The 26,240-nt window shown below is 44.5% G+C and carries 16 protein-coding genes and 1 pseudogene; 13 read left to right on the plus strand and 4 right to left on the minus strand.

The genetic code is table 11. The annotated features are described in order from the left end of the window. Positions 1–8: 8 nt before the first annotated feature. Complete coding sequence (locus EZ437_RS19710; protein ID WP_131597791.1) at positions 9–761, minus strand: ABC transporter ATP-binding protein; 753 nt, start codon at positions 759–761, stop codon at positions 9–11. After that, positions 758–1,492 (minus strand): MlaE family ABC transporter permease, encoded by a 735-nt coding sequence (locus EZ437_RS19715; RefSeq protein ID WP_131597793.1) that lies wholly within the window; start codon positions 1,490–1,492, stop codon positions 758–760. Before EZ437_RS19715 ends, EZ437_RS19710 begins: the two co-directional genes overlap by 4 nt. A 152-nt stretch (positions 1,493–1,644) precedes the next feature. Here EZ437_RS19715 and EZ437_RS19720 point away from each other — a divergent pair, with 152 nt between their 5' ends. The 12 genes from EZ437_RS19720 to EZ437_RS19775 all read left to right on the plus strand — a co-directional run bounded on the left by EZ437_RS19720 (position 1,645) and on the right by EZ437_RS19775 (position 23,930). After that, positions 1,645–2,334, plus strand: a complete 690-nt coding sequence (locus EZ437_RS19720) for an SDR family oxidoreductase (protein WP_131597795.1) — start codon at positions 1,645–1,647, stop codon at positions 2,332–2,334. A 21-nt stretch (positions 2,335–2,355) separates the two neighbouring features. Then, positions 2,356–3,108: a PspC domain-containing protein gene (locus EZ437_RS19725; RefSeq protein WP_131597797.1), complete on the plus strand. Its 753-nt coding sequence runs from the start codon at positions 2,356–2,358 to the stop codon at positions 3,106–3,108. Beyond that, positions 3,098–4,024: a LiaF transmembrane domain-containing protein gene (locus EZ437_RS19730; RefSeq protein WP_131597799.1), complete on the plus strand. Its 927-nt coding sequence runs from the start codon at positions 3,098–3,100 to the stop codon at positions 4,022–4,024. The genes EZ437_RS19725 and EZ437_RS19730 overlap by 11 nt, the downstream gene beginning before the upstream one ends. After that, positions 4,025–4,627 (plus strand): RDD family protein, encoded by a 603-nt coding sequence (locus tag EZ437_RS19735; RefSeq protein WP_131597801.1) that lies wholly within the window; start codon positions 4,025–4,027, stop codon positions 4,625–4,627. Between the two features lie 32 nt (positions 4,628–4,659). Beyond that, entirely contained in the window at positions 4,660–6,591 is a 1,932-nt protein-coding gene (gene ispG, locus EZ437_RS19740; protein ID WP_131597803.1) for a (E)-4-hydroxy-3-methylbut-2-enyl-diphosphate synthase, read from the plus strand. Between the two features lie 8 nt (positions 6,592–6,599). Next, positions 6,600–10,739, plus strand: coding sequence for a hybrid sensor histidine kinase/response regulator transcription factor (locus EZ437_RS19745; protein WP_225869633.1), 4,140 nt, complete (start codon positions 6,600–6,602; stop codon positions 10,737–10,739). A gap of 104 nt (positions 10,740–10,843) precedes the next feature. Further along, complete coding sequence (locus tag EZ437_RS19750) at positions 10,844–13,720, plus strand: glycoside hydrolase family 31 protein (RefSeq protein ID WP_225869634.1); 2,877 nt, start codon at positions 10,844–10,846, stop codon at positions 13,718–13,720. 39 nt (positions 13,721–13,759) lie between these two features. After that, positions 13,760–16,936: a SusC/RagA family TonB-linked outer membrane protein gene (locus tag EZ437_RS19755; protein ID WP_131597805.1), complete on the plus strand. Its 3,177-nt coding sequence runs from the start codon at positions 13,760–13,762 to the stop codon at positions 16,934–16,936. Positions 16,937–16,953: 17 nt separating this feature from the next. Then, a complete protein-coding gene (locus EZ437_RS19760) occupies positions 16,954–18,537 on the plus strand; it encodes a RagB/SusD family nutrient uptake outer membrane protein (protein WP_131597807.1) in 1,584 nt (527 codons plus the stop codon). 26 nt (positions 18,538–18,563) lie between these two features. Then, positions 18,564–19,781 (plus strand): glycan-binding surface protein, encoded by a 1,218-nt coding sequence (locus EZ437_RS19765; RefSeq protein ID WP_131597809.1) that lies wholly within the window; start codon positions 18,564–18,566, stop codon positions 19,779–19,781. Between the two features lies 1 nt (position 19,782). Beyond that, positions 19,783–21,531 (plus strand): alpha-L-arabinofuranosidase, encoded by a 1,749-nt coding sequence (locus EZ437_RS19770; RefSeq protein WP_131597810.1) that lies wholly within the window; start codon positions 19,783–19,785, stop codon positions 21,529–21,531. Between the two features lie 116 nt (positions 21,532–21,647). Continuing rightward, the gene (locus tag EZ437_RS19775) at positions 21,648–23,930 is read left to right on the plus strand and encodes a glycoside hydrolase family 95 protein (protein WP_131597811.1); all 2,283 of its coding nucleotides are present in this window, start codon (positions 21,648–21,650) and stop codon (positions 23,928–23,930) included. A gap of 28 nt (positions 23,931–23,958) precedes the next feature. Here EZ437_RS19775 and EZ437_RS19780 read toward each other — a convergent pair whose 3' ends face one another. Next, a complete protein-coding gene (locus EZ437_RS19780; RefSeq protein ID WP_131597813.1) occupies positions 23,959–24,447 on the minus strand; it encodes an FKBP-type peptidyl-prolyl cis-trans isomerase in 489 nt (162 codons plus the stop codon). A 50-nt stretch (positions 24,448–24,497) separates the two neighbouring features. Next, a complete protein-coding gene (locus EZ437_RS19785) occupies positions 24,498–25,808 on the minus strand; it encodes a HAMP domain-containing sensor histidine kinase (RefSeq protein WP_131597815.1) in 1,311 nt (436 codons plus the stop codon). A 193-nt stretch (positions 25,809–26,001) separates the two neighbouring features. On the opposite strand from EZ437_RS19785, the pseudogene EZ437_RS19790 reads away from it, so the two are divergent. Then, positions 26,002–26,240 (plus strand): annotated as a pseudogene (locus tag EZ437_RS19790) (hypothetical protein); the annotation flags it as partial.

A 26,240-nucleotide genomic window follows, 5' to 3' on the forward strand; every position in this document is an offset into this window, starting at 1 on the left:
TATATATATTAAAATTTTCCTTTTGCTGCCTTCATAAAGCGGCTGGCAAAAACAAAATCATTTAGCTCTTCGATGTCGGTATGGGCAATCTCTTTGTTAGATCCTTCCCAGAATTTTTTGCCCTCATGGAGAAACAGGATATAGTCGCCTATGCCCATTACAGAGTTCATATCGTGTGTTACCACGATGGTGGTGGTGTTGTATTCCTCAGTGATTTCCTTGATCAGTTCGTCAATTACAATCGATGTTTTTGGGTCAAGGCCTGAATTTGGCTCGTCCACAAATAAATATTTAGGATTCATGGCAATGGCCCTTGCGATACCTACGCGCTTTTTCATACCTCCTGAAAGTTCAGCCGGGAATAGTTTATTCTTGCCTTCCAGGTTTACGCGGTCGAGGCAGAAGTTTACCCTTTCTCTTTTTTCGGCAGTACTTTGCTCGGTAAACATATTGAGCGGAAACATAATGTTTTCTTCTACTGTCATGGAGTCGAACAATGCTGAACCCTGGAAAAGCATACCAATTTCTTTTCTGATCTCGATTTTTTCCTCGAAGTTCATGGACGTAAATTCGCGTCCGTCGTATTCTACAGTTCCCTGCTCAGGGTGGTGCAAACCGATCATGCATTTGAGCAGCGTGGTTTTGCCTGAGCCGGATCCGCCGATGATCAGGTTGGTGACACCGGCTTCGAAATTGCCTGAAATGCCTTTTAATACCTCGTTATCTCCAAATGATTTATTAATGTCTTTGATCTCGATCATAATAATAACTGGGTTACAATGTAATCACATGCTAAGATAGAGATACAGCTCACTACCACTGCACGCGTGCTTGCCTGCGCCACTTCGAGTGCGCCGCCTTTGACATAAAAGCCTTCGTAAGCAGGCACTGAGGTGATGATAAAACCAAATACAAAGGCTTTGACCAGGGCAACTACTATGGTGTATGGGTTAAAATCAGTGGTAATGCCTTCCAGATATTCAGCCGGGGTAACTGCGCCCGATAAAGTTCCGCCCAGGTATCCGCCAGTGATGCTTAAAAACATCGACATGATAACCAATAGAGGGACCATGGTAATGCCGGCAAGTATTTTGGGAAGGATCAGGTATCCGGGAGAGTTGATGCCCATGATCTCCAGTGCGTCGATCTGCTCACTGACCCTCATGGTGCCGATTTCTGATGAAATGGCCGAGCCGATCTTTCCTGCCAGTACGATAGCGGTGATGGTAGGGCTAAGTTCCAGTATGCTTGAATCGCGGTTTACAGAACCGATGATTGTTTTAGGAATGAAATCACTTACCAGCTGGAAAGCGATTTGTAAAGTCATTACAGCACCAATAAATGTAGATATGATGGCTATTAAGCCCATTGAGCCAACGCCAATAAAATCCATTTGTTTAAAAATGGCCTTTAGGTAGATCTTGAATTTTTCAGGCTTTCTGAATACCGCTTTTAATAAAAGCAGGTACCGGCCAAAGTTGGTGAAATTCATTCTTGAATAATTAGCTGTAGCATATGCGCAATATTAATACAAATAAACAATAAAATTTGAAAAGAAAGCATCACTTTTCTAACCAATGTTTGGTCATAATGTTTTGCGAAGCAGGGCTTTTTTGTAATATTGCGTCAAAAAGAGGTATATACATGAATGCAATTATTACAGGCGGTACCAAAGGGATTGGAAAAGCCATTGCCGTCAAACTGGCTGAGTCTGGTTACCATATCGCTGTTTGTTCGAGAAACGGCGCGGAACTGGAAGCTTTTGCCCTGGCGATGAAATATACCGGTGTCAATGTGCTTACCTATCAGGCAGATTGTGAGGTCAAAGAAGAAGTCTATGCTTTTTGTGAGGCGGCAGCGCAGCAAATGCCTGTAGTAGATGTGCTGGTAAATAATGTAGGTACGTTTTTGCCTGGTTTGGTGCTGGATGAGCCTGATGATCAGATGGAAAAGCAGTTAAATTTGAACCTTAAGGCAACTTATTATCTGTCTAAGTTTTTTGGCAAAATGATGCGTGCGCGGCAATCAGGCAACATTTTTAATATCTGCTCTGTAGCCAGTAAAGAAATTGTGCCTGAGGCAGGCAGTTACAGTGTAACTAAAGCCGCTTTGCTAAGTCTTAATAATGTATTTAGGGGAGAGCTATCAAAATACAACGTTAAAGTTACCGCTATTTTGCCGGGTTCGACATTAACGTCATCATGGGAGGGTACTGAAATCCCGGCTGAACGTTTTGTACAACCAGAAGATATTGCGAATACGATATACACCATTCTAAACTTAAGTAATGGCGTAAATGTTGATGAGGTAGTGATCAGGCCTATACAGTTTTAAACATAGAGGAGGACATAGATTATGGACAAGAGGTTATTTAGGAATGAACATGAGAAAGTGATTGCGGGGGTTTCATCCGGAGTTGCAGAATACATGGAGGTAGATGTGACGATAATCAGATTATTGTTTGTACTATCAACAATTTTTTTAGTGGGCACCGGTATATTGGTTTACGTGATCATGTGGATCGTAGTGCCGGTTAATACTGATCCGACGAGCAGGTTTAACAGATTTAATAATATGAACAGGGATAGGCAGAGCAATCCGTTTACCTCATCAAATCCCTTTTCTCAGCCTTCAGGTAATCCTGCAGGGAGTAGTAGCAGTCAGGGCTGGACATCTTCTACCATTCATGAGGATCCTTTTAATACTGTAAAAAGCAAGGACAATTTCAAGTTCAAACAGAAAAGTAATGAAACCGGACGTACGGTAGGGGGATTGTTTCTGTTGGTGATAGGAATGTATTTTTTACTGAATGAGTTTAACATCATTCCTTTTTGGTTTAATATCGGCAAACTGTGGCCGCTGGTTTTTGTAGCGATAGGCGTTAGTTTTATTCTAAAATCCAATAAAAAAAATGCATGGGAGCAATGGAAAAGACAGCAGGAACAAGATTTGTACACTGATATACGCAGTCGTGATAACGATCCTGCAGATCCTGCAGAACCGTTGACGGACACTCCTGTAGCAGATGCTCTTAGTGAAGAACCACGTAAGGAAGCATCAAAAATAGACGATAGATTTACCAAAAAAGATAAGCAAGATGAAAACTGATAGAATAATGTGGGGTATCGTCCTGTTGTTTATAGGGGGGGTGCTTCTTTTAGAGAACTTTAATATCATTGAATTTTACTGGGGCCGGGTATGGCGCTTCTGGCCAATATTTCTGATCATTGGCGGGGTAAATATCCTTTTCACTAAAAATAAATCGCAGATTGCCGGAATCATTTCTATTGCTATACTGGTAATCACACTCGGGATTTTGTTTTATAAAGGGCAGCAACCGAGGCAAAAAGAGGTAACGATAAGCAGTCATACAGAGGAAAGCAATGATTTAGATATTCCAAGGGATGTAACCTATTCGCATCCATATACAGATTCAGCATCGGTAAAAACCATCTTGAATATATCAGGAGGTGGGACATCATTTGATCTCAAAGGCAGTACTGATAGTCTGATCATTGCTGATGTACAACGTAAACTGGGTAATTTTTCACTGGAGACCAATAAAACTGACAGCATCACTTCGGTAAGTTTCAAGATGAAAGGCAAGTCTAAATGGAATATGGGTGAGGGTGGTAATGATGTGGACTTGAAATTAAATGCCAACCCGATCTGGGAAGTTCATATGAATATGGGTGCCGGGGAAGTTGATTTTGACCTGTCTGGTTTTAAGGTACGTGAGTTTAATTTTGATGGTGGTGCCGCAGCCCTGAATATCAAATTTGGCGATCTGCTGCCGATCACTGATGTAAATATCAAAACTGGCGTTGCAGATGTTAAAATAAATGTACCTGTAGCATCCGGATGCAGGATAAAGACTAAAACAGGTTTGTCGTCAAAAGATTTTACGGGTTTTACCAAGCTGGAAGAGGGGCTTTATGAAAGTCCTAATTACAAAACGGCTGTTAAGAAAATATTTGTCAATCTGGATGGAGGATTGAGTAACTTTGAGGTGAAAAGGTATTAGGTGGAATATACAGTTGTCATCAACGGTAAGCCCGAAGGGCCCTATGGTCCTGATCAGCTAAAAGCATTGAATATCCAGCCTGGTACCTTCATCAGAAAGCCCGGGATGGATGATTATAAAGAAGCTCACGAGTTTGCCGAACTGCGTGAGCTTCTTGGTTTTACTTTTCAGCAGACTGCGCCACAGTACTTTGCTTCCTTTGACCAGCGCTTGCTTGCTATGGTGATAGACTATTTCTTTTTAATACTTGGATATGCGTTTCTCGTGTTGTTCAGTTTTGCTTTTATAGAAGAAAAGACGGAGCGGATTGCTGTGTCAGTCGGTGGTCTGCCGCTTATACTTATCGCCAAATTCATTTATGGCAGTATAGCCGAGGCGTCCGAAAGACAGGCAACAATTGGCAAGCGCCTGTTAAACATAAGAGTGACTGACCTGAGCGGGAGCAGGATTGATATGGCAAGCTCTTTTGGTCGCAATACCGCTAAGATATTGTCGGTTGCCCCTTTGTTTTTCGGGTATTTATATAGTTTTCTCAATAAAAAGCAACAATGCTTTCACGATATCATCGCAAATACGCTGGTTATAAAGGATAGATTAATTTAATCTTTTATCTTTGTAATACACATTTGCAAGTCATGGAAGGATACTGTAACAGCTTAACCAATTACTCAAGGTTTATTACCCGTGAAGTTCAGATAGGTGATGTCCCTATGGGAGGATTAAATCCGATCCGGATACAGTCTATGACCACTACTGATACCATGGATACCATAGGTACAGTAGAGCAGACCATCAGGATGGTAAACTCGGGCTGCGAATATGTGCGTATCACTGCACCTAGCATGAAAGAGGCAGAAAACCTGGCTAATATTAAAAAAGAACTGCGCTACAGGGGGTATACGGTGCCGTTGGTAGCTGACATACATTTTACCCCAAATGCTGCAGAAGCTGCGGCACGCATTGTGGAAAAAGTTAGGGTAAACCCGGGCAATTACGCTGATAAAAAGAGATTTGAGAATATAGAATATACCCAGACAGCCTATCAGGCTGAGCTGGAACGCATCTACAAGAAATTTACCCCATTAGTAAAAATCTGTAAAGAATATGGTACTGCTATGCGCATTGGTACCAATCATGGTTCCCTTTCCGACCGTATCATGAGCCATTATGGCGATACACCCCGCGGTATGGTAGAATCGGCGATGGAGTTTATCCGCATGTGCGAAGACCAGAACTATTACAACCTGGTGATCTCTATGAAAGCCAGTAATACGCAGGTAATGGTGCAGGCCTACAGGCTGCTGGTAGAGACCATGGTAAAGGAAGGGATGAACTATCCGTTGCACCTTGGGGTAACTGAGGCCGGAGACGGTGAAGACGGAAGGATTAAGAGCGCGGTAGGTATCGGTACTTTACTGGAAGATGGGCTGGGTGATACGATCCGTGTATCGCTGACTGAGGACCCGGAGTTTGAAGCACCGGTAGCAAAGGCCCTGGCATTGCGGTATGAAAAACGTGCTGCACAGCAAGATAAACCTGATTTTTCTCCGCTTAGCATTGGCTCACTGCCATACAATCCTTATGCCTATGCACGGAGGCAAACCCTGCCTATACAGCATATTGGGGGCCATCATCATCCTGTGGTGATGCTGGATGTATCAGCAGAGAACCTGAAAGACCCTTACTTTTTAAGCGCGGTGGGCTATAACTATAGCGCCGGACTGGATAAATACAACATGACCGATCAGGCCTGTGACCTGGTTTATTTAGGAGATGCGCTGCCATCGTTTTCTTTTCCCGGCAATCTGAAGCAGGTATATAATTATCAGACCTGGCTGGGGCTGAAAGATAAGCAGAACTGTCACCCTTTGATCAGCTTTGCAGATTATCTGGGTGCCGAATATACGGATAACCAGATGACACTGGTTGCGATCAATGCTGCGGATGCCTCCGTCGACTTCGGCTTGTTAAAAGCGGGAGTGGTCATTGTACTTGAAACCAATGCCCTGCATGGTATGGCAGCACAAAGATCATTTTTTGTAGCGATGATGAAAGCAGGTGTGCAGATTCCCGTGATCATTAAAAGAAGCTATGCAGGATTGTCGGCCGACGATCTGATGCTTTACGCTGCGACAGACCTGGGTGCATTATTTACCGATGGAATGGGCGATGGGGTATGGATCAGTACAGAAGGTATTGGCTTATCATTGCTTAATTCTACCAGTTTTGGCATCCTGCAGGCTACGCGCACCAGGATCTCCAAGACGGAATATATTTCCTGTCCCAGTTGCGGAAGAACGCTGTTTGACCTTCAGGAAACGACTCAGTTGATCCGCTCGCGTACAGACCATTTAAAAGGAATTAAGATTGGCATCATGGGCTGTATTGTAAATGGCCCGGGTGAAATGGCCGATGCGGATTACGGTTACGTAGGTACGGGTCCGGATAAAATTACCTTGTACCGCGGTAAAGAGGTGGTAAAGAAGAATGTAAACGCTGCACGTGCGCTGGATGACCTTATTGAACTGATCAGGGAAGATGGCAACTGGATAGAACTGGTAAACTAAGCTGTCTGATGCTGTACAGAAGATCAATTATTATCTTAATATGCTTTTTTCTGTCCATAACAGGATTCGCCCAGCAGCCACAGATCCAGTTTTCCGGTATCGATCTTTCAGATGGATTGTCGCATAACCAGGTAAATTCTATCTTCAAGGATGCTAAAGGTTTTATCTGGTTTGGTACCTTATCCGGTTTAAACCGGTTTGACGGCTATCAGTTTAAGGTTTTTAAGCATGATCCAAGAGATACCACTTCTATTAGTGATGACAATATCATCAATATCTTTGAACTCCCTGATCACAAACTCTATCTTCAAACACGGAGCGGGCCAAATGTTTACGATCCGGGGAAACAGATCTTTATCCGCGATGTTAAGGGTTATCTTAAAGGTATGGGGATTAGTGCCCTGATAATTACTGATATACTGAAGGACAGCGAGGGCAATTTCTGGTTTAATGCAGGAGCAGAAGGCATATTTAAATATGACGTCAGGAAATCTCTTACCACACACCTAAAGATTGGAGAAGGAAAAGGCGCCTCCTCTTTGGCGAATACGGCAGTATCTGCACTTCAAAAAGATGATAAGGGCAATATGTGGGTAATTCACCAGGATAAAACCATTGAACTGCTCGATAAACGTACCGGTAAGGTAAAAAAACGAATCGTTTCCTTGCAGGTGAAAAAATCTTCTGAATTTCTGAATTTTAAGTTATTCGTTGACCGTGAAGGTGATTTCTGGATCTATACCCTCAACAATCAGCAGGGTATAGATTACTACGCGCCAGCTTCAGGCGCCACACGCTTTATAGACAAGGGACCGGGAGCCCTCAACAATAATATTATCAACGGTGTTTTGCAGGATGCGAAAGGTCAGATCTGGATTGGTACAGATCATGGGGGTGTTAATTTGCTGAATAAGCAGGATTTTAGCATCCGGTACCTGACACATAAAGAAGATGACCTTAAAAGCCTAAGCCAGAACAGTATCCTGTGTCTGTATAAAGATCCTTCTGGAATCATTTGGGTGGGCACCTTTAAAAAGGGCATCAGTTTTTACCATGAAAAGATCTTGAAATTTCCCTTGTACCGTCACCAGGCAGCAAATCCTAATGGTTTAACTTACGATGATGTAAACAGGTTTGTAGAAGATGAACTGGGTAATATATGGATAGGTACAAATGGCGGTGGACTCTTTTATTTCAACCGCAAAACGGGGCAGTTTAAAAGATATGTTCACCAGGCTGCCAATCCCAATAGCCTGAGCAATGACATCATAGTGAGCCTGTATATAGACCGGGATAAAAAGCTTTGGGTTGGGACTTACTTAGGTGGGCTTAATTGTTTTGACGGGAAGAACTTTAAAGTCTATAAGCACAATAGCGCAGATCCTAAAAGTTTGAATGACGACAGTATATGGGACATTAAAGAAGATCGCAAAGGAAATATATGGATTGCTACGCTTGGCGGCGGACTGGATAAGTTCGACAGGAAGACAGGCGAATTCATCCATCACGTTGCCGGTGGGAATAACAGTGTCAGTTCAAATTTCATATCCTGTCTGCTGGAAGACAAGAGGGGAAACATCTGGGTCGGGACCTCCCAGGGAGTCGATAAGCTGGAGAAGAACGGAAAGTTTGTTCATTATAAAAATCAGGCGGGTAATTCCAATTCTTTGATTAATGATGTGGTGTATGATATTTTGCAGGACAGCTATGGCTTTATATGGGTAGCGACAAGGGATGGACTGAGCAGACTGAATACCGGAACAAATACCTTTTTGAATTTCGACACTAAAAACGGCTTGTCGGAAAAGGCAACCTTAAAGCTGGTAGAGGATAACAACAGAAATCTATGGGTGAGTACTGCAAACGGGCTTTTTGAAATTCTTGTTAAGAAGAACAAGTCAGATTTTGCCTATTCTTTTAGAAAGTATGATGAGCATGATGGCTTGCAAGGCAATGCTTTTAATGCCAATGCAGGTTACAAGACCCGGTCGGGGGAATTAATTTTTGGAGGCGCAAATGGTTTTACTTTGTTTCAGCCGGACAATATCAGGAATGACAATAGCAGACCTGCCATTGTGCTCACTGACCTGCAGATCTCTAACAGGAGTGTGGGTATTGGAGAGCGGCTGAATGGGCGTGTGCTTTTAAAGAAGTCCGTTCTTTACACCGATTCACTTGAGTTGGGCTATGATCAGAACGGCTTTGCTATTGAATTTGCGGCGCTTAATTTTTTTAATCCGCAAAAGATCAAATACCGGTATAAACTGGAAGGGTTTGATCAGAACTGGCAGGAGCTTCAGGGAGATAACCGATTGGCAGCCTATACAAATATTGATCCTGGAAAGTACACGTTTAAAGTGGTGTCAACAGATGCTTCAGGTAATTGGGTAGACAACGCATCTAGTCTAACCATTACCATTTATCCGCCATTCTGGCGAACTACCATTGCTTACATCTGTTATGCATTTTTGTTTTGTGGTACCTTGTTTTATATAAGAAACAGGGGAATCCGGCGGATCAGAAAGGAGTTTTTAGTAGAGCAGGAACGGCAGCAATCTAAAAGGATGCATGACCTGGATTTGCTAAAGATCAAATTCCTGACCAATGTGAGCCATGAATTCCGTACCCCACTGTCACTGATCATTACACCCCTGGAGAAGCTTATAAAGCACTCCGGTGATGCAGAGAAGCCTCAGCTACAACTTATCCAGCGCAATGGCAGAAGGTTGCTGAACCTGGTAAACCAATTGCTTGATTTTAGGAGAATGGAAGTGCATGAGCTTAAACTGCATCCCAAAACCGGGGATATCATCCTGTTTATACAAGAGCTTTCCTTTTCTTTTAGTGATGTGGCCGACCGGAAAAGCATTAGCCTTCATTTTCAAACGGACAGAAATAACCTCATCACATTGTTTGACCATGATAAAATAGAGCGGATATTGTTCAACTTATTGTCAAATGCTTTTAAATTCACTCCTCAGGGAGGAGAAGTAAAAGTAAGTCTCAAGGCAGGCTATGACCAGCGGCAGCAGGCAATGCTGACATTAACAGTAGCCGATACAGGGATAGGTATTGCGGCAGAAAATCAGGAGCGCATCTTCGAACGGTTCTTTCAAAATGATGTGCCAGATTCTATCGTTAACCAAGGCAGTGGCATAGGTTTGTCCATTACCAAAGAGTTTGTCAAGCTCCATGGCGGCACTATTCAAGTAGCAAGTACGCTAAATATTGGCAGTGAATTTATAGTGACCTTACCGCTTCGGCAGGTTGTTTTGGAGGAGCAGCAGGCACTTGCTGGACCGATAGATCAATTGATTACCGACGGAAGTGCCCTGACTTCAGCAGCAGAAGAGGTTAAATTTGTCTGGAAAAGTAAAAAGCCAGTCTTAATGCTGGTAGAAGACAATGAAGATTTTCGTTTTTACCTGAAGGACAATCTCCGAGAGCATTACCAGATCGCTGAAGCAGCCAATGGAAAAGAGGGCTGGCAGAAGATACTTTCGGTACATCCCGACCTTGTGGTAAGTGATGTAACCATGCCCGAGATGAATGGCATTGACCTGTGTAAAAAGATCAAGTCTGATAAGCGGACAGCACACCTCCCAGTGATATTGCTTACTGCATTAACGAGGGAAGAAGAGCAACTGACGGGACTTGAAACAGGGGCAAGTGATTATGTGACTAAACCATTTAACTTTGAAATCCTGCTGTCCAAGATCAGGAACCTGCTACAACAGCAGGCACTTTCTAAAAAGACCTATCAAAAACAGGTAGATTTTAAACCATCAGACAGTGAAATAGAATCTGTAGACGATAAGTTTATGCGGCAGCTTTCCGTACATATTGAGCGGCATTTATCAGATCCTTCGTATACGGTAGACCAGTTAAGTATAGATATGAATATGAGTAGGGTGGGCCTTTATAAAAAGATCCTGCCCCTGACGGGTAAATCGCCGGTTGAATACATCCGTTCTTACAGATTGCTTAAATCAAAACCATTGCTGCTCAAGTCTCAACTCACCATAGCTGAAGTGGCGTATGAAGTAGGGTTCAATAATCCCAAGCATTTCAGTAAATATTTTAAGCAGGAATTTAATATGCTTCCCTCGGCATATATTGCCACAAAACCAGACTCAGCGGCGGTATAGTATTAAATAACCAGGTTTTGTTAACATATGGATACCCAATTGTTATCATACCTATGCCCTCCTGTGTTTCTCCTGCTAATACCTTAGTACCCTATCAACCGAATATGAACTGTATTTATTCTATGCGTAAAATTAGGGTTAGCTCCATAATATTTATTGGCAGTATTTTACTGTTCCTGAATGCAAATGGACAGACATCAAAAGATTATAAATCAATTGCTACGGGAATTGAAATACCGATTGCCCATTCACTAACCGGGATCAAGTCGATCCGTCTTCAGCCAGTAACAGATCAGGTAATACATATTGAAGCTGTAAATGAAGGTGCTTTTCCTGAAGCGCACAGTTTGATGTCGGTAAAGCCTTTCAATGCAGCAATCAAGTTTTCAGTTAAAGCAGAAGCGGGACTGGTAGTCTTGTCCACCAATGCCCTTAAAGTAGAAGTATCTATAGCAACCGGGCTGATGACTTATAAAGATACTAACGGGAAAATACTGTTGTCTCAATCCAGTATTCAACAACCCGCACTGGTTCCGGCGGTTTACAATGGTGAGCCTTCTTATCAGGTTTCACAAGTATTTAATGCACAGGAAAACGAGGCTTATTATGGATTGGGCCAGCATCAGCAGGGCATTGTCAATTACAGGGGACGCAGGGTAGACCTGGTTCAGTACAATACGGAAATTGCCGTGCCTTTTGTGATCTCCAGTGGAGGATATGGGTTGTTATGGGATAATTATTCCATTACCCGTGCGGGCGATATAAGAGACTATCAACCACTGAGTGCACTGAGGTTGTTTTCTAAAGACGGAGTGGAAGGGTGGCTGAGTGCTGATTATGCATTAAAAGCTTCCCCTAAGGATATACTGCTGACCAGACCGGTTTCAGAAATCTCCTTAAACTGGCTGACTGACCAGCATAAATTCCCGGACAGCATAAATATGTCTGATGCCATTGTAAAATATGAGGGCGCTATGGAAAGTAGCCTGGAAGGATTGTACCAGTTGCAATTAAAATATGCTGGTTATATCAAAGTATGGTTTGATGGTAAGCTGGTAGCAGACTATTGGCGTCAGGCCTGGAATCCCGGATCAGCTACGCTGGACCTGGTACTGGAAAAGGATAAAAAAGTGAAGGTAAAGATCGAATGGCTGCCAGACGGCAAGGAGTCTTATCTGGGGCTTACCTGTTTGCCCCCGGCACCTGAAAACTTAAAAAACACCTTTGCACTGAGCTCTGAATCAGGCACAGCTGTAAACTATTATTTCATAGCAGGAGAGCATGCCGATGAGGTCATCAGTGGGTACCGAACTGTAACAGGAAAGGCAGTCATGATGCCAAAATGGGCTATGGGCTTCTGGCAGAGCCGGGAGCGCTACAAAACCCAGGATGAAATCCTAAACACCGTAACAGAATTTCGCAAACGAAAAATCCCTTTGGATAACATTGTGCTCGACTGGTCGTACTGGAAAGAACCAGAATGGGGGAGTCAGCAGTTCGACCCCGCCCGCTTCGCCAGTCCGGATGTGATGATCAAAAAGCTGCATGACCAGCATGTAAACTTGATGATCTCCGTATGGCCGAAATTCAATAAGGGATTTGACATCTATGAGGAATTCAATAAAGAAAATTTCCTTTATAAACGAAACATAGCCGAAGGTCGCCGCGACTGGATCGGCAAGGGCTATTCCAATACATTTTATGATGCATTCAATCCTAAGGCGAGAACTGCAATGTGGGATTTGATGAACAAGCGTTTGTACAGTAAAGGAATCGATGCCTGGTGGATGGATGCTACAGAGCCTGACATGCACTCTAATCTTTCCGTAGAGAACAGAAAAGAACTGATGAACCCAACTTTTGAAGGATCGGCTACCACCTATTTCAATGCCTTTCCATTGGTAAATGCAAAAGGGATTTATGAAGGACAGCGTAAGGCCAATCCATCAGACCGGGTATTTATACTGACCAGGTCTGCTTATTCGGGACTGCAGCGCTATGCTGCGGCAGCCTGGAGCGGTGACATCGCCTCAAGGTGGGAAGATATGAAAAGCCAGATAGGTGCCGGTGTCAATTTCTCTTTGTCGGGCATGCCCTACTGGACGATGGATATAGGCGGTTTTTCTGTAGAGCGGCGTTATGAAGATGCAAAAGGAGCAGACCTGGAAGAGTGGCGTGAGCTCAATACCCGCTGGTATCAGTTTGGGGCATTTGTACCATTGTTCCGGTCTCACGGTCAGTTTCCTTATAGAGAGATCTATAACATTGCCCCTGAAAGCCACCCGGCCTACAAAAGCATGCTTTATTACAGCCAGTTGCGCTATCGGCTGATGCCCTATATCTATACCCTGTCAGGCCAGTCCTACCACCAGGACTATACCATGATGCGGGGTATGATGATGGACTTTGCTAAGGATGACAAAGTGCTTGACATCGATGATGCCTTTATGTTTGGTCCATCGCTGCTGATCAATCCGGTATATAAATATAAAGAACGCAGCAGAATGGTTTATTTGCCTGGGGGACAAGGATGGTATGACTTGTATAGCGGAAAGTATTATAAAGGCGGACAAGAAATCAACGCAGGAGCAACGTATGAAAGAATGCCTGTCTTTGTAAAGGAAGGATCTATTATCCCGATGGGCCCTGCGTTGCAATACACGTCTGAAAAGGTAGCTGATCCTGTTACGCTGTACATCTATACAGGAAAGGATGCGAAGTTTAGCCTGTACGAAGACGAGGGGATCAACTACAATTATGAAAAAGGAGCATTCTCTACGATCGATTTGAGCTATAGCGAAAGCGGCAAGACACTGACGATCGGAGCAATAAAGGGCAGTTTTAAAGATATGCTACAAAAACGCAGCTTCCGGATCGTCTGGATTGATGCTAAAAAGCCGGTAGAACTTTCCTTTGACAAGGAAAAAGCGGTCATGATTAAATATGAAGGTAAAGCGCTTAGCATAAAATCAACCAAATAGAAAACAATCAATAATAATTAACCAAATAATAATAAATGTATGAATAGAACAAATACGAAAAAAGCATTGCATTCCTTATGCTTTACCCTGTTTCTGGCGTGCTTTTTTATGGTCAGTTCCTATGCGCAGACAAGCCGCATTACCGGAGTGATCAGAAGTACCGAGGGCGAGACCTTGCCAGGTGTAAACATAAAGGTAAAAGGAAGCAATAACGGCACCATAACTGATGGCTCAGGGAGCTTCAGTATAGATGCAAAAGCAGGAGATGTACTTAGCCTGAGCTATATTGGCTTCCTGACCAAAGAGGTTACGGTAGGTCAGTCGGCCAACCTGGGTAATATCCAGTTGGCCACAGACAATGTAACCCTGCAGGAAGTGGCAGTAGTATCCATAGGATATGGAACGACCACCAAGAAAGACCTGACAGGTGCAGTATCTTCAGTAAGAGCCGCAGATATTAAGCAAGGCTCATTGGCTACCTTTGACCAGGCTTTGCAAGGCAGGGCCGCCGGAGTAGTGGTAAATACCAATTCCGGTCAGCCGGGAGGAGGTGTATCGATCCAGATCAGAGGCGTTGCCACATTGGGTGGTGCAGAACCGCTGTATGTGGTTGACGGCATATTTTATGGCGGCGACGACAATGGCCGGATTTACACAGGTGGTACTCCGGTAACCAATCCGCTTGCATCCCTAAATCCCTCAGACATAGAATCTGTAGACATCTTAAAAGATGCATCTGCTACTGCTATTTACGGTTCACGCGGAAGTAATGGAGTAGTAATTGTGACCACCAAGAGAGGTGCCGCAGGTGCGCCGAAGCTAAATTTTGATGCCTCCTATGGCGTTCAGCAGCTGCCTTATTACATGCCGGTGATGAACCTGCAGGAATTTGCCGTATTCAGAAATGAACGGGTAAGAATGATTGGCGGTACCTATACACCAGAGTTTGCTGATCCATCTATACTTGGTGAAGGAACGAACTGGCAGAAGGAGATCTTTAACGATGCGCCTGTCCAGAACTATAACTTAAACCTTAGCGGAGGCGACGACCGTAATAAATACCTGATCAGTGCGGGTTATTTCGATCAGGACGGTATCGCTACCAATTCTAATTTTAAGCGTTACAGCAGCCGTATCAATTTTGACAATAAGACCCTTAGCTGGCTCAAACTTGGAACCAGCGTTTCGATGTCGCGGGTTACGGAGAACATCAATAACCAGAGCGGCAACCTGATCAGCTTCGCCATTCGTCAGTCGCCGGATATTGCCGCAAGGAATGGCGACGGTACCTATGGAGGTCCTTATGATGCCAACTTCCCTTTGTCAGGCGGAAACCCGCTTGCTATCGCAGAGATCTCGCTGAACCAGCGTAAGCGTAATGAGTTTTATGGTAATTTTTATTCAGACATTCTGTTTTCCAAAGACCTTACCTTAAGAAGTGAGGTAAATGGAAACTTCAACAGTGGCAATATCTATACATTTACCCCAACCTATAAGTTTGGCGTGGTAGAAAATCTGGTAAGTTCCGCTACCAGGGGCAATACCAATGGCACCGGACTGACCTATAGGAATTACCTTTCTTATGTGCATACTTTTGCCCAAAAACTGGACGTAAATGCTACGGCCGGACATGAGGCTACCTCTTCTGTATACGAATATGTCAATGCGGGGGCATCCAATTTGTTGACCAACAACATCTCTGAATTAAACCAGGGGGATGCGACCAAAGCTACTTCAAGCAGCGGGAAAGGTCATTACGCCATAGAATCCTATTTCGCCAGGTTCAACCTTACCTTCGACAACAAATATTTGCTAACTGCTACTGTAAGAAATGACGGTTCTTCCAATTTCGCACAGGACAAAAGGTGGAACTTCAACTCTGCCTTTGGCTTTGCCTGGAGGGTATCTGAAGAATCTTTCATGAAGGAAAGTAATGTAAACCTAAAGTTGCGCCTGGGATATGGAACACTGAATAATCAGAACATCACTTCTTATGCATACGGATCTAAGTTGAGCACCGTGCAGACAGGAAACTTCGGTACTACCGTTTTGATTTCCAATCTGGCCAATCCTGACCTGACCTGGGAGAAAACACAGACCTCCAACATCGGGATAGACCTGGGCTTGTTCAAAGACAGGATCAGGCTTACAGCAGATGCCTATCTAAAGAAAACAGAAGGGCTCCTGCAAACTTTGCCACTGGCATTGTACTCAGGAACCAGTGTGGGTTATGCTACCGGCGCATTGGGTGCGCCTGCCTATAACCTGGGTGCTATAGACAATAAAGGATTTGAATTTACCCTCAATACCGAAAATATTAAATCCAAAGATTTCAACTGGAATACTACGCTGACCCTGTCAAGGAACAAAAACAAAGTGACAGGCCTGGTAACCAATAATACCATCATACCTACTTATATCGGGACTACCATTGTAGCGCAAACCTCTGTAGGCAATTCCATTGCAGAATTTTATGGCTATGAAATGGACGGAATCTATAAAGATGCCGCTGATCTGCAAAACAGTGCCCGTCCAGCTGGTTCAAACGGTGAGATCCTGCCCGTCAACCCGGAAAATGTCTGGATTGGCGATGTCAAGTTCAAAGACCGCGACGGAAATGGCATCATTGATGAAAAGGACCGTACCTATTTGGGTTCCCCGATGCCTAAATTCCAGTTCGGGATCAACAATGCATTCCGCTACAAAGCCTTTGAACTGACTTTGTTCTTTAACGGAAACTATGGCAATAAGATCTTCAACAACCTGAAACGGGAGAATGAAGATCCGGGCAGCAATTTCGGAATGCTCAAATCCGTAGCTGATTTTGCAAGGATCGGGTTGCTTGATCCTGCAGGTTCGGCCACAGACGTCAACAATGTTTACCTGATCAACGAAGGAACTACCGTACCCCGGGTCACCAATGCCAATGTAAACAACAATGGCAGGCCATCTACCAGGTTCATTGAAGATGGTTCATATCTTCGGTTGAAATCGGCCGTGCTGGGTTACAACCTTCCATGGAACCTTATTCAGAAAGCCAAAATGAGTTACCTGAAGGTGTTTACCAATGTGCAGAATGTATTTACCATCACCAACTATACCGGCTATGATCCTGAAGTAGGGTCAGCTGCGCAGAGTGCATTGTCGGCAGGTATAGATTACGGTCGCTACCCTTCGTCCAGGACATTCACTTTAGGGCTATCAGCAGGGTTTTAACAATTAATATCAGAAACATGAAAAATATAAAAATAGCATTTATCGCTTTATTCATCCTGGTAGTCGCTGCGGGCTGTAAAAAGAGCTTTCTGGAGCGCACACCGCTGGATGCAGTTACGATAGACAATTTCTATCAGACGGAAAACGACCTCAGACAGGTAACAGGAGCATTGTATGGCTCCCCCTGGTTTGATTACAACGACAAGGTGATCCTTTTCATCGGTGATGCCATGTCGGGAAACCTTGGAGGTGGTAATGCAGGTTCATGGAACAACTTTGCCGTATCTTCCGGTGAGACGGGAGTAAACGAAGGGTGGCGCTCCCTGTACCGGATCATTGCGCATTGCAATATGAACATTATCTATTTCAATGAGAAAGCCTCGCCTTCCATTTCTGCCGAAGCTAAAAATGCGGCATTGGGAGAATTGAAGTTCCTAAGGGCTACGTCCTATTTCAATTTAGTGCAGCTTTGGGGTGCCGTTCCGATCATAGAAGACAACAGGACCCTGGTAGAGATGCCATCAAGGCCAAGAAACAACATTGCCGATATATACCGTTTCATTATCAACGACATGCGTTTTGCTGCAGAAAACCTTCGAACAGTGAAAGATGCAGGCCGTGTGAATAAATGGTCGGCCGAAGGCATGCTTGCCAAAATATACCTGACCAGGTCTGGTCTGAAAGACGATGGAACAGGCACTGGCAACGGCACCCGCTCACAGTTATACCTGGACAGCGCAAAGTATTATGCAGGAGATGTATGTAAAAACAGCGGGCTCGAACTGATGCCGTCATACGCTGACCTGTTCAAGATCGCCAATAACAACAGCGATGAGTCGCTTTTTGCCCTGCAATGGATTGGAAGTGCTACCTATGGAATAGGAAACTCTACCCAGGCCTATTATGCGGCCGAGCCAAAACTAACAGGCGTTGGAGATGGCTGGGGAGCAGCAAATACGGTAAGTATAGACCTGTTTTCCAATAAATACATCAGCGGTGATACCCGCAGAAAAGCTACTTATATGCAGAGCGGTGATGTATATCCCGAGTTGCTTAAAGCATCAGGCGGATATACGGTAACGAATACCACGCCCAACCTTAAAAAGTACATCGTAGGTACCCCTGCAGACAATGACAACAAAGGCGTGTTCTTTATGTCTACCGGCATCAATACCTATATGCTGCGCCTGGCCGATGTGTACCTGCTGTATGCTGAAGCGATATGTGGCAACAATGCATCTACTACCGATCCCGATGCGCTGACCTATTTTAACCGTGTCCATACCCGTGCGGGATTAAACCCTAAAACAGGGACCCTTACCATGGCCGATATCCTTGCAGAAAGAAGGATAGAGCTGGCTTTTGAAGGACAATACTGGTTTGATCTGCTTAGACAATATGACATTAATCCTGGTCAGACAATAGCCATGCTGGCCAATCAGGACAGGGGAACAGTTAGCTACAATTCTACCACCAATACTACAGTTTATACCAGCAAAAAAGTGGCACCTACCGCCGCTTCGTTCAAACTGCCGTATCCGGAAGCAGATGTAGTGACCAATCCGCTATTGAAGGAAGCACCGGTACCGTATTATAAATAGGATTGTTTACATCAAAAAAGACAGAAATGAAAAGTTACATCATATATCGTCGTCAGGTACAATTACTGGTTGTACTGACCCTGTTTTTTGCCTGCTTTACAGCCTGCAAGAAAGAAGAAACAAATACCAGCAGTGCTGCCCCTGTGATTAGAAACCTGAGGGCCATTGCACCTGCACCAAACGACTCTACACTTACCAAAGTATCACCCGGACAGCTGGTAGTACTGCAGGGCGACAATTTCCTTGGCGTAAAAGCAGTATACTTCAATGGTGTCATCGCCTCGTTCAATGCCGCACTGGTAGGTAAACAAAACCTCGTCGTGACCGTTCCCGAACCTGATTTTGCCAATCCTGTAGCCGGACAGGAAAACCAGGTACGCATTATTACCAATGCAGGCGAAACTACGTTTACCATACCATTGGTGCCTCCTCCGCCAGTCATTACCGGGGTAGATTATGAGTATAAAGCTCCAGGTCAGGTACTAACCATCTACGGACAATACCTTTATCTGATCACCAAGGTCGCCTTTGCTGGTGGCGATGGTACCAATGTCCAGTCAAACCAAACAGGTACCGCAATGCAGGTAACCATTCCGGCTTCGGCTACTTCAGGCCATATTGTGGTTACTACTCAAGGTGGCAGCAGCAGTTATGTAAGCTACAATGACAGAACGAACGGAATATTTTCAAACTTTGATGCAATAAATCCGTTCCAGTACTGGTCGGCCTCACAGACCAATGATGCATCGCTATTTCCTGGAGCTATAGGCAATTACGTGCAGATGAAATTTGACAATGTGGGTATCAATGACCAGGCCTGGTACAATGGCGGTCGCTCCATCAACATGAATGACGGGCAGTGGATCCCACAGGCCAGCCTTTCAGACCCTACCGATAGCTGGGCTGTGAAGTTTGATATCTTTGTCAAAGAACCCTGGAAAACAGGAGCATTATTGATCCGTACAGATTCGTACGACTATATGGCACGATATGAGCCCTGGAAAACAGCAGTAGGTAATTCATTTACTACGACCGGCTGGATCACCGTTACCCTTCCTATGTCCAGCTTCAAAAAGGCCGCTGCAGGTTTTCAGGGTACGGGAGAGTCGATTGCCAATTTGAGTACGCTGCTCGGCACCTCAGGCCGCAAAGCCATGTCTTTTATGTTTTATAATGATTCATCAACGCCTATTGCTAAGTTTGACGCTGCGGTAGACAACATCAGAATAGTAAAGATTAAATAATATGAGATTACGCGGATTATTAATGGTGGCTGGAATGGCCGTTTTACTTGTCTATACTTCTTGCAAAAAAAGTAAAGTGACCGACACCGATGACACACCGGTGGATCCACCATCAGATACTCCGGTAACACCCCCTACAGAAGTTGCGGTAGCAGCTTCTGTAGGTTTCTTCATGGACGAATGGCAAGCCAGAACTTTTACCGCGCCAACATTTTCTGAAGTAGCAAAACCGGCTGGCGCAGCAAATGTTGCCGTAACGGTTGATTACAGCCAGACCCTCACTAAAGTTTCTAAATACCTTTTTGGCAACAATGCCAATCCTTATATCGGGCAGATGGTGACAGAGCCGCTATTGATCAGTCAGCTGAAGACCTTGTCGCCCAATGTGATCCGTTTTCCGGGGGGCAATATTTCCAGTGTCTATTTCTGGAATGCAAGGCCGGGCGAGAAACCTGCAGATGTACCCAATACGCTATACGATAGCAGTGGCAATCCGGTGTCGGAATCTTACTGGTTTGGTAAGAACAACGATGGCTGGACCCTCTCGGTAGATAATTACTATGCAATGCTGCAGCAAACCAATACTAAAGGAATCATTACCATCAACTACGCCTACGCCAGGTATGGCACCAGTGAGCATCCCGATAGGGTAGCAGCACACCATGCTGCTGAATGGGTACGTGCAGATAAGGGCAAAACAAAGCTATGGGAAATTGGCAATGAAAGCAGCGGCCCATGGCAGGCTGGCTGGAAGATTGACGTTACTAAAAACAAAGACGGACAGCCTGAGATCATTACCGGTGAAATCTACGGCAAGCACTTTAAGGTCTTTGCCGACTCTATGCGCAAAGCTGCTGCTGAAGTCGGCGCACAGATCAAGATTGGCGCGCAACTGGTGCAGCACGACCCTGTAAACTCCTGGAACAATGTAGACAAGACCTGGAACAATGGTTATTTCGCAGCTGCAGGGGACTATGCAGATTTCTATATTGTACATGATTATTATACCCAGCTTGGGGAAAATACCAATGCGGTAAATATACTCAACTCACCGGTGCAGGTCTCCAAATCGATGATGGACTGGATGAAAGTAACCACCCGGCAGGGAGGTGTGCCCATGAAGCCCATCGCCTTGACAGAGTGGAATATCGGAGCAGAGGGTAACAAGCAAATGGTATCGCATGTAGCCGGTATCCATGCAGTAATGGTATTCGGAGAACTGATTAAAAATGAGTTTGGGATGGCGGCAAGGTGGGATATTGCCAATGGCTACAACAATGGCAATGATCACGGCATGTTTAGCCTGGGTGATGAAAACAATGGAACGTTAAAATGGAGCCCGCGCCCGGCATTTTATTACCAGTATTATTTCCAGCGCTTTTTGGGCGACAGGATGGTCAGTTCAGCAGTTAGCGGCAGTGCCGATGTACATTGCTATGCTTCCGGTTTTACCTCAGGTGAAGCAGGTATCGTGCTGGTTAATAAAGGCACCTCCTCAAAAGTAGCTGAAGTAAGTATCAAAAACTTCCGTGCCGGTACACGCTACTACTATTATACACTTACCGGGGGAACAGACAACGGAGATTTTTCTGCCAAAGTGCTGATCAATGACAACGGACCTTCAGGTGCAGCAGGTGGGCCATCAGGCTACCAGACATTGCTAAGCCGCTCGGCAACCCTGAGCGATGGAATAAAGGTCAGTCTGCCTGCAAGATCAGTTGTTTTTATCGCAGCAGAACCTAAAAAGTAAATGCCAATACCTGACATCATGTAAGCAAAATTGAGTATAATGTCAAAATAACTGAATTAATACCCTGCTCCATCAGCTACCTTTGGTATAACCAGTTAAATTAATAAGCCTTGCGTATGAACCTTCCTAAAAGTTACCTTTCTTTTGCTGCTCTGTTGTTGTTAGTGTTTACCAGTGCCGGACTTAAGCAGGCAACAGCTCAAAACAAAACAGCTGCATTAAATGATCTGAGGATCTGGGACAATAAACCGGCTACCACATGGATGACAGAAGCTTATCCTATCGGAAATGGCCGGATAGGCGGAATGGTGTTTGGTGGAGTTGGGCAGGAGCACGTTCAGTTTAACGACATCACTTTGTGGACAGGTAATGAACTGGATAGAGGAATGTACCAGGCATTTGGCGACCTGTTCTTCAATTTTAATAGCGGGCAAAGCCAGGCTTCAGACTATCACCGGGAGCTGGATTTAAGCAAATCCCTGCACCAGGTATCCTATACCCTTGATGGTGTAAAATACAAACGTGAATATTTCTGCAGTTTTCCTGACCAGGTAATGGTGATGCGGTTCACTGCCAGCAAGAAAGGCGCTTATTCAGGTACATTAAGTTTGAAAGATGCGCATGGCGCAATGGTAACAGGTAATGGCAACAATACCCTGCAGATAGCAGGCAGCCTGAGCAATGGCATGCGCTACCAGGCAAATGCCCAGGTCAAAACAGCAGGTGGCAATAGCCTTGTTGAGCCTGACGGCAAAGGGGGAACGCAACTTAAAGTAACCAATGCCGATGCGATTACGATCTATTTGTCGGCCGCTACAGATTTTGCCAATGACCGTTCAGCAAACTGGAAAGGAGAAGCCCCTGATGTAAAGATCCGGAAGATCCTGGCTTCAGCCACTGCAAAACCCTATGCCGCTTTGTTGAGCAACCATATAAAAGACTATCAGCACCTATTTGGCCGTGTACATCTTAATCTTGGAAAAAGCAGCACTGAGACAATGCAGCAACCTATTTACAAACGGTTGATCAATTATAAGAATACTACTGATCCGCAGCTGGAGTCGCTCATTTTTCAGTATGGCAGGTATCTGCTGATCAGCTCATCCAGAAAAGGCGGGCTTCCGGCCAATCTACAGGGTCTGTGGAACGAAACCAATATGCCACCATGGGGTAGTGATTACCATACCAATATCAACATTCAGATGAATTACTGGCTGGCCGAACCCACCAATCTTTCAGAATGCCATTTCCCATATCTTGATCACATCAATGCGATACGGGAAGTGAGAAAAATAAACACAAAAAAGGAATATCCCGGCGTAAGGGGCTGGACATTGAGAACAGAAAGCAACCCATTTGGTGGTGAAAGCTATTTATGGAATACACCTGGCAGTGCATGGTATGCACAGGCACTTTGGGAACACTATTCGTACACTAAAGATGCCAGTTATTTAAAAACTTTTGCCTATCCGATTATCAAGGAGATCTCAGAATTTTGGGATGACCATTTAAAGCGGAGACCAGACGGGACATTGGTAGCGCCATTGGGTTGGTCGCCGGAACATGGCCCTACAGAAGACGGAATCACACACGACCAGCAGATTATCTGGGACCTGTTTACCAATTACATAGAAGCCGCTGATATTCTAAAGATAGATAAGGCCTACCGCGATCATATCGCCGATCTGAAAGCTCATTTGCTGAAACCAAAGATCGGCAAGTGGGGGCAGCTGCAGGAGTGGGAGACCGATCGGGACGACCCTAAAGATCAGCACAGACATGTGTCCCATCTTTTTGGCCTGCATCCGGGAAGAGAGATCAGCACCATCCAAACACCGGAACTTGCCAATGCAGCTAAAGTCAGCCTGCTGGCCCGTGGCGACGCCTCTACCGGCTGGTCTATGGCATGGAAAATGAACTTCTGGGCCAGGCTTCAGGACGGTGACCATGCATATGTGATCCTTAAAAACTTTATCAACCCTGTAGGTGGCTCGGGAATAGATTATAACGAAGGTGGTGGTATCTATACCAATTTATTCTGCGCGCACCCACCGTTTCAGATAGATGGAAATTTTGGCTATACAGCCGGAGTGTCCGAGATGCTGGTCCAGAGCCATATAGGCGAAATCCAGGTGTTGCCAGCATTGCCAAAAGCATGGCCAACAGGCAGTGTTCAGGGATTAAAAGCCAGGGGCAATTTTGAGATCACTGACCTGCAATGGAAAGATGGTAAGATCGTAAAATTGGTAATCAGGTCATTGGCGGGAGGGGAATGCAAGCTTCGTACCCATAATGAATTAAAAGCAAGCTTTCCGGTTACCAAAGGTGGTGAAAAGCAGGACTTAACATACAGTTTCAATACCCAGGCAGGAAAAATTTACAGTTTTATAGGAAATTAAAAAGCTGCGCCCTTAGGGCGCAGCTCATTTATTCAACAACGTCTACAAGCGTTATATCAAAGTCAAGGACTGAATTGGCGGGAATCCGCTCGTTTCCTCTGTTTCCATAAGCGTAATAAGAAGGCACAATCAGCCTGATCTTTCCACCCTCCTGGATTTTGGGAATTCCGAAGTACCAACCAGTAATCATTTCACCCAGGAAAAATGGACCAGCGGTTGTTTTGCTCTCGTCAAATATACTTCCATTCAGAAAGCGGCCCACATAGTCGAACTTTATTGATGTCGCCGTAGTAAATTTTACATTCCCTTGTCCCGGTTCTATTATTTTATAATAAATCCCCACTACAGGGTCCATCGTTCCGCCGGTTATGTTATTGGTCTTTACGAACGCACTGATAGCCGCTGTATCTTTACTGAACTGTGCCAAATGGTCAAATTCTTCAATTTCGTTTTTCTTACAAGCTGTAAAGCATACGGTAAAGCATGCCAAAAGCAATAGGTGTTTTATTTTGATCATAGTTTAACAAAGTTAGATAATTGATAAATAAAGATAATAAAAATAAATTATTAATAGAGACTGGACACCTTAATGGCATGCAAGGGGAAAGTAAGGCTGAATGAAGTTCCGGCTTCGGTACTGCTGATAAGTGAAATAGTGCCGCCCTGCAGTTCGGTAAACTCTTTGCAAAGCAACAATCCCAGTCCCACCCCTTTTTCATTATTGGTGCCGTAGGTAGAATTTGATTCCACTGAAAACAGTTCTTTTTGCTGCTCAGGTGGTATACCTATCCCGTTGTCCTGAATGGTAAGGATACCCTGAGCCCCTTTTATCTCGCTTTTGATAATGATTTCCCCACCAGAGCGGGTAAATTTTATGGCATTATTGAGCAGATTGCGTACTACCAGCTTTAGCATATCCAGGTCAGCAATGATGCTCATATCCCGATCCACGTTATTCTCGATCGTGATCATTTTTTCCATTGCAGTTGACTGCTGCAAGTTCAGACAGGCAACAATTACCTCGTTCAGGTTTAGTCCTGTTAAATTGACCTTAACACCGCCTTCCATCTGAGCCTTGGTCCACGATAGCAGGTTGAACAACATTACCTGGGTATTTTTGGTTTCTTTAAGCAGGGCTTGTTTGATCTCTGTTTTTTCATTTTCGGCCAGGTCATAATCGACCAGTACTTCCAGGAAACTCTGAATAGAATTCAGCGGTGACCTTAGGTCGTGTGATAAAATCGAAAGCAGGCGTGTTTTCGAGTCGTTGGCTACTTTTAAAGCTATTGAGGCATTCATTGCTTTTGCCTTCTCCGCATGATGGCCTTTTATCAGGTAAGTAAGCACCACACCTATACAGGCTATTACGCCGAGGTAAGTGGTAAGTATGTCTACGAAATAGCCAGTACGGCTGATGTATGTATCTTTAACCGTTTGCGGATAGAAATATTCAATCCCCATTAAAACCGAGACGATGCAGGCATTAAACAGCACCCAGAAAAAATACTGCCTGCTGGGCATTACTGAGAGGGTGAATACCATCGAGACAAGGCAGAGCAACAGGGTAGGGCCTTTGATTCCTGAATTAATAAAGTAATTGACAAGCAGCATCAGCCCGGATGAAACGGTAAAGATGATTACACTTAATTTAAGCCGGCCAAAGTATCTCGAATTGTAGTAGGCCCCACAGATCACCAGCAGTGTAATGCTGAGGTTGATGTTTACATAAGGCACTCCGATAATAAAATTGGCAATAATCCCTACTGACACGGCAAACATAGCAATGAGACTTACCTCATGGAATATCCTTGCCTGTAGTGTAGTGCTGTCAGGTAAGCCAATTAACTGGCTATGTAGCTTTTTAAGAGAGTTTACCATCAATTACCCCAGGGATTTTATACAAAAATAACAAAAGCCCCGCAGGAATCAACAACTCTTTGTAATCTAAGTATTTATTTGCATTAAAAGCGTATTTTCCGCTTATTGAGGAAGTGAACCATTTTATCTTTCTTCTGTCTATTCCTAAAATTGCCTTACCAAATTCGGACTAACCATTTAACTTTATATTACTATGGAAAAACCGAGAAAAGGGACACAGACAGGGACATTTGTTACCTATGAGGATTCTTTTAAAATTGCCGTTGCCCGGGAATACCTTGAAGGCAAACTGAGCCAGGCGCAGCTTGGCCGTAAGTATGGGCTTAGCAGCGGCGAAGTAGTTCGCTATTTCGTGAACTGGTACAAAAAGTACATCAGCCAGGCCGAGGTTTGGGAGTCGGGCAGCCCGCTTGCGTCAAATGCTGATCAGGG

This window comes from Pedobacter psychroterrae, assembly GCF_004331695.1.
In the GTDB taxonomy this organism is placed as follows: Bacteria; Bacteroidota; Bacteroidia; order Sphingobacteriales; family Sphingobacteriaceae; genus Pedobacter; species Pedobacter psychroterrae.

Bases quoted from the DNA above. Each gene is read 5' to 3' on its own strand.
- EZ437_RS19710 (WP_131597791.1), bottom strand. From the start codon at position 761: ATGATCGAGATCAAAGACATTAATAAATCATTTGGAGATAACGAGGTA.
- EZ437_RS19715 (WP_131597793.1), bottom strand. From the start codon at position 1,492: ATGAATTTCACCAACTTTGGCCGGTACCTGCTTTTATTAAAAGCGGTA.
- EZ437_RS19720 (WP_131597795.1), top strand. From the start codon at position 1,645: ATGAATGCAATTATTACAGGCGGTACCAAAGGGATTGGAAAAGCCATT.
- EZ437_RS19725 (WP_131597797.1), top strand. From the start codon at position 2,356: ATGGACAAGAGGTTATTTAGGAATGAACATGAGAAAGTGATTGCGGGG.
- EZ437_RS19730 (WP_131597799.1), top strand. From the start codon at position 3,098: ATGAAAACTGATAGAATAATGTGGGGTATCGTCCTGTTGTTTATAGGG.
- ispG (WP_131597803.1), top strand. From the start codon at position 4,660: ATGGAAGGATACTGTAACAGCTTAACCAATTACTCAAGGTTTATTACC.
- EZ437_RS19745 (WP_225869633.1), top strand. From the start codon at position 6,600: ATGCTGTACAGAAGATCAATTATTATCTTAATATGCTTTTTTCTGTCC.
- EZ437_RS19750 (WP_225869634.1), top strand. From the start codon at position 10,844: ATGAACTGTATTTATTCTATGCGTAAAATTAGGGTTAGCTCCATAATA.
- EZ437_RS19755 (WP_131597805.1), top strand. From the start codon at position 13,760: ATGAATAGAACAAATACGAAAAAAGCATTGCATTCCTTATGCTTTACC.
- EZ437_RS19760 (WP_131597807.1), top strand. From the start codon at position 16,954: ATGAAAAATATAAAAATAGCATTTATCGCTTTATTCATCCTGGTAGTC.
- EZ437_RS19765 (WP_131597809.1), top strand. From the start codon at position 18,564: ATGAAAAGTTACATCATATATCGTCGTCAGGTACAATTACTGGTTGTA.
- EZ437_RS19770 (WP_131597810.1), top strand. From the start codon at position 19,783: ATGAGATTACGCGGATTATTAATGGTGGCTGGAATGGCCGTTTTACTT.
- EZ437_RS19775 (WP_131597811.1), top strand. From the start codon at position 21,648: ATGAACCTTCCTAAAAGTTACCTTTCTTTTGCTGCTCTGTTGTTGTTA.
- EZ437_RS19780 (WP_131597813.1), bottom strand. From the start codon at position 24,447: ATGATCAAAATAAAACACCTATTGCTTTTGGCATGCTTTACCGTATGC.
- EZ437_RS19785 (WP_131597815.1), bottom strand. From the start codon at position 25,808: ATGGTAAACTCTCTTAAAAAGCTACATAGCCAGTTAATTGGCTTACCT.